This is a genomic window from Haloterrigena salina JCM 13891 (assembly GCF_000337495.1).
Taxonomy (GTDB): Archaea; Halobacteriota; Halobacteria; order Halobacteriales; family Natrialbaceae; genus Haloterrigena; species Haloterrigena salina.
On the sequence record NZ_AOIS01000066.1, the window covers coordinates 1 to 17,142 of the forward strand.

At 66.9% G+C, this 17,142-nt stretch carries 22 protein-coding genes; 11 read left to right on the forward strand and 11 right to left on the reverse strand.

What is annotated here, in order from left to right; all coding sequences use genetic code 11:
* Together C477_RS20645 and C477_RS20650 are read left to right on the forward strand one after the other, a co-directional pair.
* On the forward strand, positions 1 to 914 hold a 914-nt coding region (locus C477_RS20645), incomplete at its 5' end, for a thiolase family protein (protein ID WP_008896511.1).
* On the forward strand, positions 911 to 1,270 hold the full coding sequence (locus C477_RS20650; RefSeq protein WP_008896512.1) for an OB-fold domain-containing protein: 360 nt from the start codon (positions 911 to 913) through the stop codon (positions 1,268 to 1,270). The genes C477_RS20645 and C477_RS20650, both read left to right, overlap by 4 nt.
* 200 nt (positions 1,271 to 1,470) lie before the next feature.
* Here C477_RS20650 and C477_RS20655 read toward each other — a convergent pair whose 3' ends face one another.
* Together C477_RS20655 and C477_RS20660 are read right to left on the reverse strand one after the other, a co-directional pair.
* The gene (locus C477_RS20655; protein WP_008896513.1) at positions 1,471 to 1,800 is read right to left on the reverse strand and encodes a hypothetical protein; all 330 of its coding nucleotides are present in this window, start codon (positions 1,798 to 1,800) and stop codon (positions 1,471 to 1,473) included.
* A gap of 521 nt (positions 1,801 to 2,321) precedes the next feature.
* A complete protein-coding gene (locus tag C477_RS20660) occupies positions 2,322 to 2,531 on the reverse strand; it encodes a hypothetical protein (protein WP_008896514.1) in 210 nt (69 codons plus the stop codon).
* Positions 2,532 to 2,722: 191 nt separating this feature from the next.
* Between C477_RS20660 and C477_RS20665 the strand changes: the two genes are divergently transcribed.
* Positions 2,723 to 3,280: a metal-dependent hydrolase gene (locus C477_RS20665; RefSeq protein ID WP_008896515.1), complete on the forward strand. Its 558-nt coding sequence runs from the start codon at positions 2,723 to 2,725 to the stop codon at positions 3,278 to 3,280.
* Positions 3,281 to 3,321: 41 nt separating this feature from the next.
* Here C477_RS20665 and C477_RS20670 read toward each other — a convergent pair whose 3' ends face one another.
* The gene (locus C477_RS20670) at positions 3,322 to 3,858 is read right to left on the reverse strand and encodes a metal-dependent hydrolase (protein ID WP_239641912.1); all 537 of its coding nucleotides are present in this window, start codon (positions 3,856 to 3,858) and stop codon (positions 3,322 to 3,324) included.
* A 5-nt stretch (positions 3,859 to 3,863) separates the two neighbouring features.
* Positions 3,864 to 4,373 carry a hypothetical protein gene (locus C477_RS20675; RefSeq protein WP_152423366.1) on the reverse strand — a complete coding sequence of 170 codons (510 nt, stop codon included), beginning with the start codon at positions 4,371 to 4,373 and terminating at the stop codon, positions 3,864 to 3,866.
* Positions 4,374 to 4,642: 269 nt separating this feature from the next.
* On the opposite strand from C477_RS20675, the gene C477_RS20680 reads away from it, so the two are divergent.
* Positions 4,643 to 5,110 carry a hypothetical protein gene (locus C477_RS20680; protein ID WP_008896518.1) on the forward strand — a complete coding sequence of 156 codons (468 nt, stop codon included), beginning with the start codon at positions 4,643 to 4,645 and terminating at the stop codon, positions 5,108 to 5,110.
* Positions 5,111 to 5,300: 190 nt separating this feature from the next.
* Here C477_RS20680 and C477_RS24250 read toward each other — a convergent pair whose 3' ends face one another.
* On the reverse strand, positions 5,301 to 5,471 hold the full coding sequence (locus tag C477_RS24250; RefSeq protein ID WP_008896519.1) for an HVO_0758 family zinc finger protein: 171 nt from the start codon (positions 5,469 to 5,471) through the stop codon (positions 5,301 to 5,303).
* Between the two features lie 158 nt (positions 5,472 to 5,629).
* On the opposite strand from C477_RS24250, the gene C477_RS20685 reads away from it, so the two are divergent.
* From C477_RS20685 to C477_RS20695, 3 genes are all read left to right on the forward strand, one after another.
* Complete coding sequence (locus C477_RS20685; protein WP_008896520.1) at positions 5,630 to 6,751, forward strand: glycosyltransferase family protein; 1,122 nt, start codon at positions 5,630 to 5,632, stop codon at positions 6,749 to 6,751.
* Positions 6,752 to 6,810: 59 nt separating this feature from the next.
* A complete protein-coding gene (locus tag C477_RS20690; protein ID WP_008896521.1) occupies positions 6,811 to 7,290 on the forward strand; it encodes a DUF7109 family protein in 480 nt (159 codons plus the stop codon).
* 168 nt (positions 7,291 to 7,458) lie between these two features.
* Entirely contained in the window at positions 7,459 to 8,052 is a 594-nt protein-coding gene (locus C477_RS20695; protein ID WP_008896522.1) for an NUDIX hydrolase, read from the forward strand.
* Positions 8,053 to 8,061: 9 nt separating this feature from the next.
* On the opposite strand, the gene C477_RS20700 is transcribed toward C477_RS20695, so the two are convergent.
* Positions 8,062 to 8,757 (reverse strand): DUF502 domain-containing protein, encoded by a 696-nt coding sequence (locus C477_RS20700; RefSeq protein ID WP_008896523.1) that lies wholly within the window; start codon positions 8,755 to 8,757, stop codon positions 8,062 to 8,064.
* Between the two features lie 241 nt (positions 8,758 to 8,998).
* Here C477_RS20700 and C477_RS20705 point away from each other — a divergent pair, with 241 nt between their 5' ends.
* Together C477_RS20705 and C477_RS20710 are read left to right on the forward strand one after the other, a co-directional pair.
* Entirely contained in the window at positions 8,999 to 9,778 is a 780-nt protein-coding gene (locus tag C477_RS20705; protein ID WP_008896524.1) for a DUF7388 family protein, read from the forward strand.
* A gap of 128 nt (positions 9,779 to 9,906) precedes the next feature.
* Positions 9,907 to 11,094 (forward strand): NAD(P)/FAD-dependent oxidoreductase, encoded by a 1,188-nt coding sequence (locus tag C477_RS20710; RefSeq protein WP_008896525.1) that lies wholly within the window; start codon positions 9,907 to 9,909, stop codon positions 11,092 to 11,094.
* Position 11,095: 1 nt separating this feature from the next.
* On the opposite strand, the gene C477_RS20715 is transcribed toward C477_RS20710, so the two are convergent.
* From C477_RS20715 to C477_RS20730, 4 genes are all read right to left on the reverse strand, one after another.
* Positions 11,096 to 11,530, reverse strand: a complete 435-nt coding sequence (locus C477_RS20715; protein ID WP_008896526.1) for an Hsp20/alpha crystallin family protein — start codon at positions 11,528 to 11,530, stop codon at positions 11,096 to 11,098.
* Positions 11,531 to 11,696: 166 nt separating this feature from the next.
* Positions 11,697 to 11,855 (reverse strand): DUF7559 family protein, encoded by a 159-nt coding sequence (locus tag C477_RS24255; protein ID WP_008896527.1) that lies wholly within the window; start codon positions 11,853 to 11,855, stop codon positions 11,697 to 11,699.
* A gap of 80 nt (positions 11,856 to 11,935) precedes the next feature.
* Positions 11,936 to 12,664 (reverse strand): DICT sensory domain-containing protein, encoded by a 729-nt coding sequence (locus tag C477_RS20725; protein WP_008896528.1) that lies wholly within the window; start codon positions 12,662 to 12,664, stop codon positions 11,936 to 11,938.
* A gap of 4 nt (positions 12,665 to 12,668) precedes the next feature.
* The gene (locus C477_RS20730; protein WP_008896529.1) at positions 12,669 to 13,022 is read right to left on the reverse strand and encodes a DUF7344 domain-containing protein; all 354 of its coding nucleotides are present in this window, start codon (positions 13,020 to 13,022) and stop codon (positions 12,669 to 12,671) included.
* A gap of 201 nt (positions 13,023 to 13,223) precedes the next feature.
* On the opposite strand from C477_RS20730, the gene C477_RS20735 reads away from it, so the two are divergent.
* Both C477_RS20735 and C477_RS20740 read left to right on the forward strand, forming a co-directional pair.
* On the forward strand, positions 13,224 to 14,951 hold the full coding sequence (locus C477_RS20735) for a radical SAM protein (protein WP_008896530.1): 1,728 nt from the start codon (positions 13,224 to 13,226) through the stop codon (positions 14,949 to 14,951).
* 163 nt (positions 14,952 to 15,114) lie between these two features.
* Positions 15,115 to 15,516, forward strand: a complete 402-nt coding sequence (locus tag C477_RS20740; RefSeq protein WP_008896531.1) for a TRAM domain-containing protein — start codon at positions 15,115 to 15,117, stop codon at positions 15,514 to 15,516.
* 849 nt (positions 15,517 to 16,365) lie between these two features.
* Here the strand turns inward: C477_RS20740 and C477_RS20750 are convergent.
* A complete protein-coding gene (locus tag C477_RS20750; RefSeq protein ID WP_008896533.1) occupies positions 16,366 to 17,130 on the reverse strand; it encodes a heptaprenylglyceryl phosphate synthase in 765 nt (254 codons plus the stop codon).
* Positions 17,131 to 17,142 lie beyond the last annotated feature (12 nt).

Below are 17,142 nucleotides of genomic sequence, written 5' to 3' on the forward strand. Positions count from 1 at the left end.
AGAAGATGACCCACCGGACGACCGGCGAGTCGACCGACATCATCGCCTCGGTCACCCACCCCGCCGAGTACAAACACGGCGTCACCCTCTCCTCCTTCGCCGGGCTGACCGCCCGCCACTACCTCGAGCGGTTCGACGCGCCCCGAGAGAGTCTGGCGACGGTCGCCGCCAAGAACCACGAGAACGGCGTCGATAACCCTCACGCCCAGTTCCAGAAGGAAGTCGCCGTCGACACCATCCTCGAGTCGCCGATCATCGCGGACCCGCTGCGGCTGTACGACTTCTGTCCAGTTACGGACGGCTCGGGGGCCCTCCTGCTCTGTTCCGAGGAGACCGCGCGTGAGTACACGGACGACTACATCGTCATTTCGGGCGTTGACGGCGCCACCGATACGCACGTCGTCCACGAGCGAGAGGATCCGACCGTGATGGGCGGCGTCGTCGAGAGCGGGAACGGGGCCTACGAGATGAGCGGCTACGGTCCCGACGACATCGACGTCGCNGAGGATCCGACCGTGATGGGCGGCGTCGTCGAGAGCGGGAACGGGGCCTACGAGATGAGCGGCTACGGTCCCGACGACATCGACGTCGCCGAACTCCACGACATGTTCACCATCCTCGAGTTCCTCCAGATGGAGGGACTGGGCTTTGCCGAGCAGGGCGAAGCGTGGGAACTCGTCGAGGACGGCTACACCGAGCGCGATACCGGCGAGTTGCCGATCAACACCTCCGGCGGTCTCAAGTCGAAGGGCCACCCGTTAGGCGCCAGCGGGGTCGCACAGGCGGTCGAAATCTACGAACAGCTGACCGGCGAGGCCGGCCCGCGACAGGTCGACGCGGACGTCGGCCTCTGCTGTAACGTCGGCGGCTTCGGTAACTGCGTCATCACCACCATCATGGAGGCAGCACGATGAGCATGGACGCCTACGAGTACGAGGACGGTTCGATCAGCTACCCCGGTCACCCGCGCAGTCGCGGCGGCGCCGAACCCGTCGGAACGATCGATCTCAGCGAGTACACCGGCGAAGTCGTCACCTGGACCACGAGCACGGCGACGCCCCCGGGCGTTCGCGAACCGAACACGCTCGCCGTCGTCGAATTCGACGTAGAAGGCGAGTCGGTCCGCGCGATCGGGCAGGTGACGACCGACGAGATCGAGACCGGCGACGAAGTCGAACCCGTCTACGTCGAGGAGCTCCGCGAGCCCGGCGCCGGCATCCGCGAGCCGGAGAGCCAGGACTGGGACGGTTACCGATTCGAGCCCGTCTGAGAGCAGCCCGGTCCTGCAGTAGCCGGCGGCCGGCCGTCGTCTCGCGCGTGATCGGGACGCGACACCGTTCGCGGGCGCCGGAACCCGGCCTGCGGAGGTGATCGCGAGCCCGAATGCCGCTTCCGGTGCGAGCGAAAGCCGCTTCCCACTGTCCCGCGCTTTTTTGGAGACCGTCCCGGCGGTTGCACGACCCGTACTCCCTACACCTCTTCGAGCACCGCCAGCGAGTAGAGATCGATCGCGCTGAGAGCGAGGACGGCGAGCGGGAAGGCCACGTCCGCGAAGGCGACGGTCTCGAGCCGGAGGATCGAGAGGACGAGCGGCTCGACGAGCGGGCCGGCGGCGAGGAGCGATCCGGGACTCAGAAACACGAGCGCGGCCCCGCACAGTGCGGCCCAGCAGCAGCCGCGGCGCCACTGCCGGGCGTAGAGGTGCCCGGCGCCCGGCCAGCAGACGGTCAGCAGGTACGCCGGCCACGTCGTCACGCGCGCGTCCAGCGGGAGTAGCGGCGTGGACTGTGCTGACGACACGGGTTATCGCCTCCGATACGCCGACTGTCGCAGCTCGATACGGGACGTCTCGACGGGGAGTCGAGTTACCATACCGGTCGGATCAACGGTCGGGGTCAAAAACGTCAGTCAGACGGCCGTACGACGCGCGGCGGAACCGTCGAGCGATCGGACGCCCCGGACGATCACGAGCGGTTCCACGTTCCGTTCGTCGTGCGTCTCGGTCCCGTCCTACGTCGTCTTTTCCTGTTTCCACGTGATCGCACAGGTTGCAGCCGTACTGGATGTGTCGGGCTCGCTCCTCGAGCCAGACGTCCGTTTCGCCGCAGTTCGGGCACGGCTCTGTGGCTCCCATACCCCGAATAGTACTACAACCGGCTTCACGATCACGCCGCCCATGCATGCCGGGATGCCGATCTATCAGTCTCGAGTCTCTGCCTGCGGTAACCTGCATCGAGAAGCAGCCGAGCACGGCGAGACACGACGACGGAGGCCCACCGTTCCCAGGGGTTCAGCCGCGAAACGACTCGATCCGCGTCGGATTAGTCCTTCTGAATATTTGTATCGGGATCGTCGACGGCGGGCATCTCGCTCTCGTTGACGTGGGTTGCGAACCGCGCGATGAGGTCGTCGACCGCGAGCGATCCGGTCATCTGCGGACTGTTTCGAGCCAGCGCGAGACACATCAGTATCCGCTCGATCTCCTCGTCCGTGAACTCGAGTGACACCGTAGACTCCGTCTCCTCTTCCATATAGCGAACAGCTATAAGCAACACTCCTACTTAACATTCTGCAAGCAGGATTTTCTCACCATGAGGTGATCGAATCTGCAGTTTCGTGTCCGTCCATTAGACGAATATCGTCCGCATCTTCGAGCGCGCAGCCGCCTCGCTTGAGTCCCGGAACGAAGTACCTTTAGGGAGTTCGATGCAACCTCGAGGCAATGTGGCCCTGGGGACACCTGGCCGTCGCGTATCTATGCTATTCGATCGCCCGGCACCGCCTCCGCGACCGTCCGCCGCGTGCGCTGCCGGTGATCGCGCTGGCGATCGGGTCGCAGTTTCCCGATCTGATCGATAAGCCGTTCGCCTGGTCGCTCGAACTCCTCCCCGGCGGGCGGACGCTCACCCACTCCGTCTTCGTCGCCGCGCTGTTGCTCCCGTCCGTCTACCTCGCCGCGAGCCGATTCGACCGGCCTGACGCCGGAGTCGCGTTCGCCGTCGGCCACGTCTCGCATCTGCTCGCGGACATCCCGCCGAACGCGATTCTCACGGCCGACGCGTCCCAGTTGACGTTCCTCGTCTGGCCGCTGCTCCCGCCGCCGCCGTACGAGTCGGTCGACGGGATCCTCGCGGGCTTCCTGCGCTACTCGATGGGCTGGTACGAGTGGGCGCAACTCGGCCTCGCGTTCGTCGCCCTCCTCGTCTGGTACCGCGACGGACGGCCCGGGCTCGGCTACGTCCGCCGAAGCGTCACGATACTCACGCGAAAAGCCGCGTAGCGCAACGGTTTCGACGGACCCCAACGACTCTTCTCCGACTGTCACCCGTCCGCCGGCATCGGCGACTCGTGCGACTCACGCTCGAGCGACCGAGAGCGAGAGTGACGCCGAGCAACCGATCGAGCCGCGAGAGCCAGAAGGATCGAAACCGGTGCGACCCATCGATCGCGGCTGCTGTAGAATCCCGGAAAGACGACGTCGGCGTCGGTGAGCGGCCAGAGGAACTGGTAGGTGCCCGCCGGCGGCACCAACAGGAGATCGAGTATGAAATGCGATAGCGCCCCGAGTGCGAGCAGGAGCGCGACCGCCCGCCGGTACTCCGCGCGGACGGTCAGCGAAGCGATGCAGATCACGACCGCCACGCCGCCGATCGAGTGCATCGGCCGCCAGGAAAACGACGCGCCGAGCGCAGCCTCGATCGTCTCCGGCGGGACGACCCATTTCAACCGATTGAGGTCGGGGAGCATCCCGCCGACCATCGCGACGGTCGCCAGCCGCGCCGTGATCCACGGATACCGTATCGAGAGGAGCGTCGCGAGCGCGTACGCGACCAGTACGTGCGTCAAGCCGTCGGCCACGTCGATCACTCCCCGCTTCGCGCGACTCGAGTCGTCGACTGTCGATCGGCCGGCTCCGACCCGGCGTCGCCACCGACGGGCAGCCGTCCGGTCGGCTCGAGGGAGAGCCGGCGGATATCGAGCCGCCAGCCGACGAGCGCGCGGCCCGCGACCAGCGCGGCGCCGACGGCCGAGATCGCGTGCGCGTACAGGAGCCCCCCGAAGCGACGCTCCTCGCTGCGGTCGGCCGGCGCGACGAGGGTGCTCCCGACCTCGGACGCGACGGCGGAAAGGCCGGCGGTCGCCGCTCGATCGGTCGCCTCGGCGTCGGGGGCCGCCGACGGCCCGGCGTCGCGGTACGCCGCCCCGAGGTCGTAGTCGCCGCCCTCGAGGACGACGAGTTCGTTCGCGTCGCCCGAGTCGGCCGCCGGAATCGCCTCGAGGGACCAGCCGGCGCCGCCCAGAACGAGCAACCCGAGAAGCCCTGTGGCCAGCGCCGCGATTCCGAGGCCTCGAACGAGCGGACCGGTGTGCATACCTCGTCGTTGGCACGTCGCGGCAATAGTGGTCAGCAGAATATTATGTTCCGAGTCGAACGCCGACTCGAGGCCCGTTTCGGCTCGCGACTCGAGCCGTGAGACGGAGGCGGCCGGTCGTCGGTATCCGACGATTCTGATCACCGATCAGTAGCGTAACTCGTCCGAACCCGATCCTCGCGGCCACGGCGGGCCGCTCTGGATACAATCCGCGTAGAAAAATCACAAACAGATAAGTATCAACCGTTGAAAATAACTCACGAAAGCGTATGAGTGGGGAACACGTTCAGGGGCAGTTCGTGGATCGGGGAATCGAAGGCGTAGCTGCGATCGCGGTCGCCGGACTCGCGGGCGGGATAGGGTTCGGGGCCGTTCTGTACGCGTTCGGCCTGCTCGAGTCGGTCGGCATCCTCGTCGGACGGCCCGGGATGATACTGGGCCTCTCGCTCGTGGCAGCGGCCAGCGTGGTCGGGGCGTTTGCGTATCGACTACTCGGAACGCTGAGTCCCCTCGAGGAGGACGTGACCGATCCGATCACGGGGCTCACGCTCGGCGCGTGTTTCGGCCTCGCGGTCTGGGTCCTCGGCGTCGCGCTCGCGTTGCCGCTGTGGCTCAGACCCCTCGGCTGGACGCCGCCGGTCCCGTACCTCCACTTGCCGAGTCTCGTCGCGCTGCTCGTCTACGGTGCGCTGGTCGGACCGGCGTCTCCGCTCGCCGAACGGTACGTTCGGTTCTGACGACCCGAGAACGCGAGGAGTCGTTCGAACGAGCGGACTCGAGAGTCAACGCGGCCCATCGCCGTCGCCGATCACACTGAACCGACACGGCGCGCTATGCCGCCGTCGACGCGACACGACACGAGCGTCGTCACTGTCGGACAGCGACCGAAGAAGGGACTCCGTTTCGGGAACGGGCGACTCGGACCGGTCAGCGAATTTCCTTCCACTCGGCGTCGCACTCCGGACAGGTGCGGACCGTCTTGATCTGGTCCGGGTCGTTTTCGGTCTTCAGGGCCTTCTCGCAGTCACCGCAGACGAGCCGATCGTAGGTGTCCTTGTCGAGTTCGCCGTCGCGGAGTGCCTTCCGGACTGATTTCATGTTCCGCCCCTACGAACGTAGGGTAGAAAAAGACCGGTGCTTTATCGAGATCTGTATCGTGACGTTCTGAGTGGCGCGATACTGTAATCTAGTCATCACGACCGGACGTTCTGGCCGGAGTCGTGGCCGTTTTACCGGTCCGCTCGAACACTCCATCGATGGAGTACGTTCAGGAGCGGATCGCGACGCTCCACGAGTTCGGCGGGACCGCCGGCCGCGACGGCGACCTCGCCCGCGCGGCCGCCGACGCCGTCGCCGAGACGGCCGTCGTCGTCCCGATGACCGCCCGCGAACACGAGAACCCCGCCGCCGAACGCGTTCTCTCGGAACTCGAGTCCCTCGATCCCGCTCCGGCCGCCGTCTTCGTTCCCGTTCGCGCCGACGCCGCCGAGATCGGCCCGTTTCGCGACTGGCTCGAGTCGTTCGCGCTGCCGATTCGCGTCCTGTGGTGTAACGCTCCTCGAGTCGACGCTCTGTTGACCGACGCGGGGTTGGACGGTGAGTTCGGCAAGGGCCGGGACGTCTGGCTCGCGCTCGGGCCCGCCGCCGACGCCGGCGAGTACGTCGTCGTCCACGACGCCGACGCCAGGAGCTACGAGGCCGGCCACGTCCCGCGCCTGCTCGCGCCGCTGACGATGGACTACGCCTTCTCGAAGGGGTACTACGCCCGCGTCGAGGACGGCCGGCTCTACGGGCGGCTCTTCCGACTGTTCTACGCGCCGCTCGTTCGCGCGCTCGCCGACCGCCATGACGCGCCGATCCTCGACTACCTCCGGGCCTTCCGGTATCCGCTCGCCGGCGAGTTCGCCGTCACGGCCGCCCTCGCCCGCCGGCTCCGCGCACCTCGGGCCTGGGGCCTCGAGGTCGGCACCCTCGGCGACGCCTTCGATACGGCCGGCGTCGACGGCTCCGCGCAGGTGGATCTCGGGCGCCACGAACACGACCACCGCGCGGTCGCCGGCGAGACCGGCCTCGAGGGGATGAGCCGCGAGGTGGCCGGAGAACTGCTGCGCGTCGTCGAGGAGCGCGGCGTCGACCCCGACTACGAGACCCTCCGGGAGCGGTATCTCGCGGCCGGCGATCGGCTGATCGAGCGGTACCGCGCCGACGCGGCGTTCAACGGACTCGCCTACGATCCCGCGGCCGAGCGGGACCAGCTCGCCCGCTACGCCGGCTCGATCGCGCCGCCCGATCCCGACCGCCGGCTGCCCCCGTGGACGGACGCGCCGGTGACGCCCGAGGCGATCGTCTCGGCCACGCTGGCGGTCCGTAACGCGTAACGTCTGTCGAAATACCGGTGACCGCAACGCTAATCCGACCCTCGTCCGTCGTGGCGTGTATGGACGCGACTGCGGACGAACTGGCGGGCGTCGTCGACCTCTTCGGCGGGCTGACCCGCGCGGAACTCGAGCGGGCGCTCTCCGAGGCGGCGTTCCGGGCGGACGGCCAGTCCGTCGACGAGGCGGCCCTCGAGACGGCGATCGAGGACGCCCTCGAGTCGTTCGCCCTCGTTCGCCACGAACGCCCGGTCGACGGCGAGCGCCGGTCGCTGCTGGTCGCCGGGCCGACGGCGTTCCCGTCGGTGCCGGACCACGCCGAGGACGTCCCGCACATCCTCGACGTCGACCGGCGGCGACTGGACCGCGAGGCCCTCGGCGAGACTGCCCGCGAGCAGTTTACCGACGCCGTCGAGGCGGCCCTCGAGGCCGAGAACGAGGACCGGACCCGACACCTGATCGACGTCAGCTACGACGTCGAGGCCTGGGCTCCGGTCGAATTCGCCGCCGAGCGGGAGCGACTGGAAGGCGCCCTCGAGTGAGGTCGCGTCGTCGACGCGAGCGCCCGACGACGGATCGCGAACCGAAACGGAGATTCCGATCGGGACCGACGGTCCGACATCGACAGCGACCTCGCGGCTCCGCGACCGCTCGACCGCCGCCGCGGGCCGCGGACCGCGAAACGAGAACGAAGGTGAGCGTACCCCCGTATGTCACAGCCGACGATGACCCTCGAGCCGGTCGCCGACCACGCGCCCCTCGAGATCGACGACCAGGAACACGACGCGGCCGTCCTCGCGCCGATCATCGAACGCGACGGCGAGGACCACCTGCTCTTTACGCGGCGAGCCGACCACCTCGGCGAACACCCCGGCCAGATGAGTTTTCCCGGCGGCGGCGCCGAATCGTTCGACGACTCCATTCTCGACACCGCGCTCCGCGAGGCCAACGAGGAGATCGGGCTCGAGCCCGACGAGGTCGAGATCGTCGGCCAGTTAGACGATATCCGGACGATCACGGAGTACGCCGTCACGCCGTTCGTCGGCCGCGTCCCCGACCGCGAGTACGTCGGCGACGGCTACGAGGTCGCCGAGATCGTCGTTCTGCCGCTGTCCGGGCTGCTCGATCCGGAGAACTACGAGTACGAGCGCCGGGATCACCCCTACTACGGCGACATCGTCATCCACTACTTCCACGTCGACGGCTACACCGTCTGGGGAGCGACCGGCCGCATACTCGTCCAGCTGCTCGAGTTGACGACCGAGTTCGAGCCGCCCGAGCGGGTCGAACGCTCCCGACGGTAGGCCCGTCCGTTACTGCTCTCGGTTCGTCGTCCCGTCGGACTCGGACTCGAGGTGGCCGACCACGGTTAGCGGCCCCTCGTCGAGCTCCGCCTCGGCGGTTTCCGCGTCGCCGAAGCCGCCGCTGACCACCCGCGTGAGCGCTTCCTCGAGCGTCTCGTCGAGTTCGATGAAGTCGTCGGGCGAAACCTCGAGGACGTAGCCCGACGAGATGTTCGGCGACGTCGGGAGAAAGAGCGTCGCGCGGCCGTCGGGCGTCCGCTGGCCGGTCTTGAACGCGGTCATCCACACGCCGTCCCAGGTCTCGACTCTGACCGGCGTCTGGAGGGCCTCGCCCGCGCCGAACGTCGTCTCGGTGGCGGTCTTCGAGGCGTTGTAGACGACGCGGATGACGGGCATCCGGTTCGCCACGTAGTCGACGATCCCCTCGAGGACGCCGCCGATCGTCGTGTCCGTCATCTGCCCGATGACGTACATCGCGAGGAGGAGGAATCCGACGAACGTCGTGACGCGGAGGAAGCTGGCGAGTTGGACGCGCGCGTACTCGCCCAGTCCGGGCGCGATCGCCTCGAGGGTCTCCGCGTTCAGCAGGAGCCCCGGCGTCACGCCCGCGATAAACGAGTAGAGGTAGTGGGCGAGGTACAGCGTCACGAGGACGGGACCGACGACGATGAGGCCACGTCCGAAGTCACCCTTGACCGAACTCATGTGGCCGCGATCACGGTCGATGGCAGGGCGCCCTCCTATGAGTAGATTGTGGACTCGCGGCGGCGGAAACCGCGTCGCTCGGCGATCGCAGCCGGCCGCCGACGGCACCGGCGGAACGCCAGTTTTTTGCGCGCCGGCCGCACAGCACGTCTATATCCGCGTCGACGGTTCGCCGTCCCGATCGCCGTCGCTCGAGGTTTCGGGCCCGTCGGGACCGCCGCGTCGCGCGAAGTGAGCACCCATGTTGACCACGAGCACCGTCACCCGCGCCGGACTGGACGCGATCGCGCTGAAACCCGCCGAGTGCGACGTTTCGACGGCCGCGTCGATCCCGGTCGAGACGATCGCGATCGACTACGAGGGCCGCGAGCACCTCCCCGCCCCCGAGACGCTCGTCGCCCTCTCGAAGGAGACCGACGTCCTGGTGACGACGCCCGTCCGGGCCGACGGTTTCGACCCGCTGGGCGACGACTCGCTGACCGCCGAACTCCCCGACGCCGTCGGGCGAGTCCTCGTGGCGGGCCACCCCGCTTACCTCACCGCCGAAGAGCGCGAGCGGGCCGTCGCGCCGCGACTCGGCGCCGCCCTCGAGACCGAACCCGAGGCCTGGGTCGGCACCGAGAGCGTCGAACGGATCGCGATGGCGACCGGCGCGACCCAGTACGAACTGCTCTCGCGGACGACCGAGCGCGACCTGCGGGCGTTGCGGGCGGCCGGCTTCGACGGCGACGTCTCCGTCTACGCCCCGACGGTGCTAACCGAGGACGACGACGCCGTGCTCGACGCCGTCGGCGCCTACGTCGCCCGCCGACGGCCGGTCGCGCGAGCCCTCCCCGAGGACGCCCCGACCGACGCGACGGCGACCGGCCGCGCTCGAGACGTGCTGCTCGAGGCGGCCACCGACTACGCGCTCGTCGGCGCCCCCGATGAGGTGCGCGCCCAGACCGACGCCCTGCGCGAGGCCGGCGCGACGACGATCGTCGGCTACCCCGCCCGCGGCCTCGGGCCGTTTCTCGAATAACTGCGCCGGACATCGATCACACAGAGTAAGTATCAGCCAGCCCCAGTATCCGGCATGACGAGTTTTGGTGACGCGATCGACGCTCGAGGACAGCGCCGCGCACGCACGCTCCCGGCGCGTGATCGGCCATGACCGACATCGACGACGATCCGGGGATCGCGGTCGGCGCCGACGCCTTCACCCAGGCGGGCGCCGGCCTCGAGGTCGCCGTCGTCGGCGGCGGCGCCGTCGGCGCGACGACGGCCTACGATCTCGCTCGCGAGGGTGCCGACGTAACGCTCTACGAGAAGGATCAGATCGCGAGCGGCTCGAGCGGCCGGGCGGCGGGGATCTGTTACGACGCCTTCGCCGATCCGCTCGACGCCGAGATCGCCAGCGACGCGATCGAACGCTTTCGGTCGCTCTCGGGCGACGAAACCTTCCCGTTCGCCGAGTGTCCCTACGTCTGGCTCGCCCGCGAGGGCGATGCGGACCACGCCGACGCCATCCGCGACCAGGTCGAGCGGATGCAGGAAAACGGCGTCGTCGCCCTCGAGGCCGACGGCGACGCGCTCGCGGACCGCTTCGACGCGCTCCGAACCGACGACGTCGCCGTCGCCGGCATCGCCGGCGGAGCGGGCTACACCGATCCAGCGAAATACACCGCCTGTCTGGCCGCCGCGGCCGACGGCGCAGGCGCGACGCTCGCCCCCGGGACGCCGGTCGACGTCGAGATCGATCCTGCGCGAGTCGTCCTCGAGGATGGCACCGAGCGCGAGGTCGACGCTGTCGTCGTGGCCGCCGGCGCCCACACGAAGCAACTGCTGGCGGACGCCGGGCTCTCGATCGCGATGAAACCCTACCGCGTGCAGGCGCTGGTCGCCGACGCCGACGTCGGCGAGCCGATGTGCTACGACGCGAGCGACTCCTTCTACCTGCGGCCCCACCCCGATGGCCTCCTCGCGGGCGACGGCACGGAGTACGTCGAGGGCGACCCCGACGACTACGACCGCGACGCCGATCCCGACTTCGCCGATGACCTACTCGAGCGCGTTCGCCACCGGCTTCCCGACGCCGACCTCGACCTCGAGCGGGCCTGGGCCGGCCTCTGTACGGCGACGCCCGACCGCGATCCGCTGGTCGGCGAACTCGAGGACGGGATCTACGTCGCGACGGGGTTCCAGGGCCACGGCTTCATGCGCGCGCCGGCGATCGGACAGCGACTCGCAGAACAGGTGGTCGGTGGCGAGGGAATCGACGCGTTTGATCCGACCCGGTTCGACGGCGATGAGTCGTTCGAGATCGTCGACGGGATGGCGGTCGAGTCGGAGAACTGAGTCAGTCGTCGGCGGTGAGTTCGCCCGGTTCGGTGGCGCCCGTCGCGTCGCCGTCGACGGCGACGTCCTTCGGGATATCGATCCGCAGCGTGCCGGCTTCGGTCAGCGTCGCCGTTCCAGAGTCGGGGTCGACGACCGCGTCGTCGGGCAACTCCGCTTCGCCGTCGAGTTCCATCCCGCGACCCGGGAACCGCATCTCGTAGCCCTCGTGGTACTGGCGGAACCGATCGATCTGGATCTTGACGTTGCCGCCGAGATACCGAACCTGGACGTCGTCGGGTTCGGCGCCCGGCGCGTCGAAAACGACTCGGTAGGCGGTCTCGGTTTCGAGCACGTCGACGGGGAGCGTGCGGTGGTTCTGGACGTGTCCGCTCGCGCGACCGACCTGTCGGTAGAGGACGCTACCGACCGATTTGCGGAGATCACTTAGACCCACGGTGACTCACCTCTGGGGGCGCCCGGAGCGACGACGAGGACCTGGACGTACGTCGAGGACATGGCTCACCAACGGGTACACGATCGGCATTCATATCTCTTTTGATGGTTCAAAATAAACGTCAGACGGCGTCGGGGTCGACCGTCGCTGGCGGGGCCCCGTCACGCTACAGTTCGACCCGCTCGAGGCAGTCCGTCCCCCCGCAGACCGGGCAGGCGAGGTCGGTCACCTCGAGGTCGTCGGGGACGTCGTACGTGTAGTGGTTCTCGAAGATGTCGAGAAAACAATCCTCCGCGGTGCAGACGATTTCCTCGGTCGGTGGCATAGACGTGTCTAGCGTCACGACGACCATCAACGTCGGGGTTGCGGCACCCCGGCACGGATACCGTCGGGGTCGCGTTCCGTTCACGCGCCACCCAACGAACGGAGATAGGTGACGAGTTCGTCGATTCGTTCGGGATCGTACGTCCAGAACCCGTGGTACCGATCGGGCTCGCGTTCCTCGGCGAGCAGTCCGCATTTGTTCATATCGCTTCCGCCTCCGTCGAAGACCACGAACCAGAACGCCCCGATCTCACCGCCCGCGTCGGATACCACGTCGATTCGATCGGCTATTCGCTCGTCGTACTCGTCCTCGACGAAGATCGTGATCGTGAGGGTTCGGTCCCGTACCAGGCGTTCGTAGACTGAGACTTGAGAGTCGAAGGCCGTCGAACTCTGGAACCCGACGAATAACGTGCCGGCGTCGGTCCGCCACGCGCGCTCTTCGATCTCGCGACTCGCGGCCAGCATCTGCCGCCGATCGTACGAGGCGAAGAGCGTGTTTTCGAGGAACTCGAAGAGGTCGGAGTAGTCTACGCCGGCGTCCTCGAGCGCCCACGGCGGGTGGATTTCCGGAGAGAGCACGGCGCGGAAATGATCGATATCTAACGCGCCGCGGAACTCGCGATCCGCGTCTCGAACGATCACGAAGCCGCGACCGCCGCTCAACGGACTCGACTCTCGAACCACGCGAACGTTTCGCGTCGAGAACTGCCGCTCGAACTCCGCCGCGACTCGGTCTCGGCCCGTATGCACTTCGAGGATCTTCCGCCGCGCTTCGATCTCGTCGAGTTGATCGCGAAGGCGCTCCATCGTATCACGTCCCCTTCCGCAGTAGTTCACGGAGGACGTCGGGAATCTCGTCCCGTTCGACGGTCTGCGTCTCGCTATCGAACTCGAGGTACCCGGCAGCGTCGAGTTTCGGCAGCACGAGGTGGTACAGCCGAACGCGTATCTCGTCGCGGTCTCCGGGGGTCGCAATGGATCCCGTCTCGGTCGCTTTCAGCCCGGTCGCCGTATCCGCGAGCGCGTCGAGCGTCACAGTCGATTCGTCCGAGAGATGGGACAGTACGTAACGAGCGTAGCGATCCGAAAGCACGCCCAAGAGATCGTCCGGAACGGCATCGCTCTCCATCGCTTCGAGAACGTCTCTCAGCCACGCTTCGTTCATTGGTATGAGGTACCATCTCAAGTGAGAAATAGCTGTTCACCGTCGGTTCGCAGTGGTGAACGAAAGACGGTACGTTTCCCGTTCCGGTCCGTCGTCGGACGACGGACGCGATTCGATGTCCCGCGAGACGGTCCCACCGACGACCCCCAGCGGGGCGACCGTGTAGTCATCGTTTTACCGTTCGAGGCGCTACCGCTCGGTATGATCGACCCCGAGACGCTGTCGGTGACGATCGTCGACGGCTACGTCGACGAGCCCGCACACTTCGGGGTGCCGCCGTACATCTCGACGTATCCCCGCTACGCGGCGGGAGCGCTCGTCGACGCGGGGGTTCCCCGCGAACAGATCACGTACCACACGATCGATCGGCTCCGCGACGAGCCCGACTACTGGCGGGACGTCGACGAGGCCGACCTCATGATCTACCTGGGCGGGATGACCGTCCCCGGGAAGTACGTCGGCGGCACGCCCGCCGAGCCGGACGAAGTGCGAAAGCTCGCCTGGACAGCTAACGGGACCAGCCTGATGGGCGGCCCCGTCAAGTTCGGCGTCGGCGACGAGAACGCCGGCGCTACGGAGACCGAACGCCAGGACCTGGACTTCGATTTCGTCGCCAAGGGCGACGTCGAGGCCGCCGTCCACGACCTCGTGGCAAACGGCCTCGAGGGCTTCAACAACCGGATGCGCGATATCGATGAGGTCTCGCGGTGGGCCCAGGAGGGCGCGTTCATCGTCGAGCAACACCCCAACCACCCCGACCACCTCATCGCCGAACTCGAGACCTCCCGCGGGTGCGCGTACCGCTGCTCGTTCTGTACGGAACCGCTGTACGGCAACCCCTCCTTCCGGCCGCCGCCGACGGTCGTCGGCGAGGTCGACGCCCTCTCCGATTTCGGCGTCAAACACTTCCGGATCGGCCGGCAGGCCGACATCCTCGCCTACGGCGGCGACGGCGAGGCGCCGAATCCGGACGCGCTCCGGCAACTCTATAGCGGCATCCGCGAGGTCGCGCCCGATCTCGAGACGCTGCACCTGGACAACATGAACCCGATCACGATCGTCAACTGGCCCGAACAGAGCCGGGAGGGGATCCGGATCATCGCCGAGCACAACACGCCCGGCGACACCGCGGCGTTCGGCCTCGAGTCGGCCGACCCCGTCGTCCAGGAGGAGAACAACCTCAACGTCAGCGCCGAGGAGTGTTTCGAGGCGGTCAAGATCGTCAACGAGGAGGCCGGCTGGCGTCCGGGCGAGGATCCCGCGGACGCCCCCACCTTCGGGGACGACGCCCCGCGTCGGCTGCCCAAGCTCCTCCCCGGAATCAACCTGCTGCACGGGCTCAAGGGCGAGCGCGAGGAGACCTACGAGCGCAACCGCGAGTTCCTCCAGCGGGTCTACGACGAGGGCTACATGCTCCGGCGGATCAACATCCGGCAGGTGATGTCCTTCGACGGCACCGACATGAGCGATACGGGGGCTGAAATCGCGAACGAGCACAAACAGCTATTCAAGCGGTACAAGAAGCAGGTCCGCGAGGAGATCGACAATCCGATGCTCGAGCGCGTCGCCCCGCCGGGCACCGTCCTGCCCGACGTCCACCTCGAGTACCACCAGGACGGGAGGACCTTCGGTCGCCAGCTGGGCACCTACCCGCTGCTGGTCGGCATCCCCGGTGAGCGCGAACTCGGCCGAACCGTCGACGTCGCGGTCGTCGACCACGGCTACCGCTCCGTGACCGGCGTCCCCTACCCACTAGATCTCAACGCCGCTTCGATGGACGAACTCACCGCGATCCCCGGCGTCGGCGACAGCACCGCCGGCGACATCGTCGTCAACCGGCCCTACGAGTCGGTCACCGACGCCGATCTGGGAACCGAGGTCGACCTCGAGGGGTTCGCGACGACGCGAGTGCTCGAGGGCGCGGACTGACCGGGCTCCGAATTCCCCTCCTCGCGACGGTCCGCCAACTGACGACTGCTCGAGAATCGAGGGCGTTCGACCACGTTTTTTCACCGCCCCACCTGCAAATAACGGCCCGCGGTCGGTAGTTCTATTACGGAGGCGCTTCAGAGGTGGAATTGAGGGTCTACCTGTGGAAATATCTGAAAAACTCCTGTGTCTGTTCAGTGCGGACGTCTCGGCAGAGGAGGACCGATACGTCATCGAGGTACCACGTCAAGAAGTCGAAACCGGCGACATCGACCCGGAGGAGGTCTACCGCGTCGCGCTCATCTCCCGCGAGGAGGACGACGCCGAGGAGTCGACGGCACAGCCCCAGACGGCACCGTCGGAACCGCAGCCACCGGTCGACGTCGGCGAAACACGCTACGTCGAAATCGAGGACATCGGCAAACAGGGCGACGGGATCGCTCGTGTCGAACGCGGCTACGTCATCATCGTCCCCGGTGCCGACGTCGGCGAACGCGTCAAGGTCGAAGTCTCGGAGGTCAAGTCCAACTTCGCCGTCGGCGAGATCATCGAGGAGACGTTCTAGAAACGAACTTTTGCGCTGCGTGCGGTCGCTTCGCGACCGCACTCGGCAAAACTTCGATGAAAAGCACTCCTTCTTCCCCTACAGCCGCGCATAGCGCGGCTTCCGGGTCAGTCGTCGGCCCGCTCGCTCACCCTTCGTGTTCGCTCGCGGTTGTAAGTAATCCGTCTGCGGTGGCGCGTGCTGTCGGTCCGGCCGAGCGACGCGACGACCAGAGGGAGCATCTCGACTGGGAACGGGAAACGAAGTGAGCCGTGAGCGAAAGCGAGGACGGTCGATGACAGCGCGCGAGGTCGTCGCGAGCGCTGCGAACGAATCGGTTAGGAAGGGTATGCAAATTCCCAATTGCTACGATAGCAAATGCTCCAGTTTCGCCCTGTCGAAAACTGCTTACTTCGGCGCTTTTCCCGCTGGAATAGCCTCGGGAAGGTGTGCGAATATATTGGCTGAGTTTATTGCAATCGAAGTCGATTCGACGATATGGAGCCGTCATTTAGACGCGATTCGCTCGTTTTTATCGGCCTATACGTAACAGGGCTCATAGCTGTCGGCGCTCTCCGGGAGGTGTTGCTCGAACGTACCCCATCCGTGTCTCTTCGCGGTTTATTCACGGATCCCATCTGGCTATTCCACTGTGCGCTACTGATAGCCATCTGGTTTCTGCTGTATCCGAGATACCAACGGATCTACGAGAGACGAACGAGCTAATTCATCGCTGCTCCGGCGGCTACTCGACCTGTATCTACCAACCAACTTCGCTAGTCCCGACAACGGCTGTGGATTTCAACACTTCCAGTTCCCGTTCAGTCTCGTTGGTTCGCGTACGGCAGATAACTGCGTCTTCGCCGATTGCTACTCCGGAATCGTCTCCCGGAACGTCTCCGGATCGTCGTGGAAACAGTCGCCCACGACGATGGCGTCCGCGCCGGCCTCGAGGATCTCGGTCGCTTTCGCCCGACTGTCGATCCCGCCGCCGTAGAACAGCGCCGTCTCCTCGAGGTAGCGCGCGGCGGCTTCGACGTCCGCGGGACCGCCGTAGGTGCCCGAGTACTCGATGTAGAAGATCGGAAAGCCGTAGAATGTCTCCGTCGCCAGCGCCGCGCCGGCGACCTGTTCGGACGTGTACGTCGCCTCGACGCCGGAGGTCGCCGCCGCCGTGGACTCGAGGTGCTGGATCACGTATCCCTCGCCGACGACGTTCGTGGCGAGGTCCGCAACCGCGTCGGCCCCCTTCGAGGAGATCAGGTCGCCGACGACCGGCAGGCTCGCGCCGAGGAGGGCCTCGGGTTTGCTCCCGACCTCGGTAAAGAGGTCGACGTGTTTCCCCACGAAGTGTTCCCGATCGCCGTTGTAGACCGCCGGCACGGACAGGTAGTCCGCCGCCTCGATCGTCGCTTTGGAGACGTGACTCGAACTGTACGGTTCTTGAAAGACGGGGAGCGAGGGGTGGGCGTCGTCGATCGCCGCGATCGCCTCGAGCGTGTTGGCCTCGGTGACGTCGTCGGAGCCGCCGACGAGCACCAGGTCGGTCCCCTCGAGCGCGCCGAGATCCGACGGAAGCGGCTTCGCCGGATCGACTTTCGTCACGTGAGTGATCCCGTCCCAATCGATGTCCATGCCGGTCCCTTC

Excerpts from the sequence above, each read along its gene's own strand:
- C477_RS20650 (WP_008896512.1), top strand. The coding sequence starts at position 911 with ATGAGCATGGACGCCTACGAGTACGAGGACGGTTCGATCAGCTACCCC.
- C477_RS20660 (WP_008896514.1), bottom strand. The coding sequence starts at position 2,531 with ATGGAAGAGGAGACGGAGTCTACGGTGTCACTCGAGTTCACGGACGAG.
- C477_RS20665 (WP_008896515.1), top strand. The coding sequence starts at position 2,723 with ATGTGGCCCTGGGGACACCTGGCCGTCGCGTATCTATGCTATTCGATC.
- C477_RS20675 (WP_152423366.1), bottom strand. The coding sequence starts at position 4,373 with ATGCACACCGGTCCGCTCGTTCGAGGCCTCGGAATCGCGGCGCTGGCC.
- C477_RS20680 (WP_008896518.1), top strand. The coding sequence starts at position 4,643 with ATGAGTGGGGAACACGTTCAGGGGCAGTTCGTGGATCGGGGAATCGAA.
- C477_RS24250 (WP_008896519.1), bottom strand. The coding sequence starts at position 5,471 with ATGAAATCAGTCCGGAAGGCACTCCGCGACGGCGAACTCGACAAGGAC.
- C477_RS20685 (WP_008896520.1), top strand. The coding sequence starts at position 5,630 with ATGGAGTACGTTCAGGAGCGGATCGCGACGCTCCACGAGTTCGGCGGG.
- C477_RS20690 (WP_008896521.1), top strand. The coding sequence starts at position 6,811 with ATGGACGCGACTGCGGACGAACTGGCGGGCGTCGTCGACCTCTTCGGC.
- C477_RS20695 (WP_008896522.1), top strand. The coding sequence starts at position 7,459 with ATGTCACAGCCGACGATGACCCTCGAGCCGGTCGCCGACCACGCGCCC.
- C477_RS20700 (WP_008896523.1), bottom strand. The coding sequence starts at position 8,757 with ATGAGTTCGGTCAAGGGTGACTTCGGACGTGGCCTCATCGTCGTCGGT.
- C477_RS20705 (WP_008896524.1), top strand. The coding sequence starts at position 8,999 with ATGTTGACCACGAGCACCGTCACCCGCGCCGGACTGGACGCGATCGCG.
- C477_RS20710 (WP_008896525.1), top strand. The coding sequence starts at position 9,907 with ATGACCGACATCGACGACGATCCGGGGATCGCGGTCGGCGCCGACGCC.
- C477_RS24255 (WP_008896527.1), bottom strand. The coding sequence starts at position 11,855 with ATGCCACCGACCGAGGAAATCGTCTGCACCGCGGAGGATTGTTTTCTC.
- C477_RS20725 (WP_008896528.1), bottom strand. The coding sequence starts at position 12,664 with ATGGAGCGCCTTCGCGATCAACTCGACGAGATCGAAGCGCGGCGGAAG.
- C477_RS20730 (WP_008896529.1), bottom strand. The coding sequence starts at position 13,022 with ATGAACGAAGCGTGGCTGAGAGACGTTCTCGAAGCGATGGAGAGCGAT.
- C477_RS20735 (WP_008896530.1), top strand. The coding sequence starts at position 13,224 with ATGATCGACCCCGAGACGCTGTCGGTGACGATCGTCGACGGCTACGTC.
- C477_RS20750 (WP_008896533.1), bottom strand. The coding sequence starts at position 17,130 with ATGGACATCGATTGGGACGGGATCACTCACGTGACGAAAGTCGATCCG.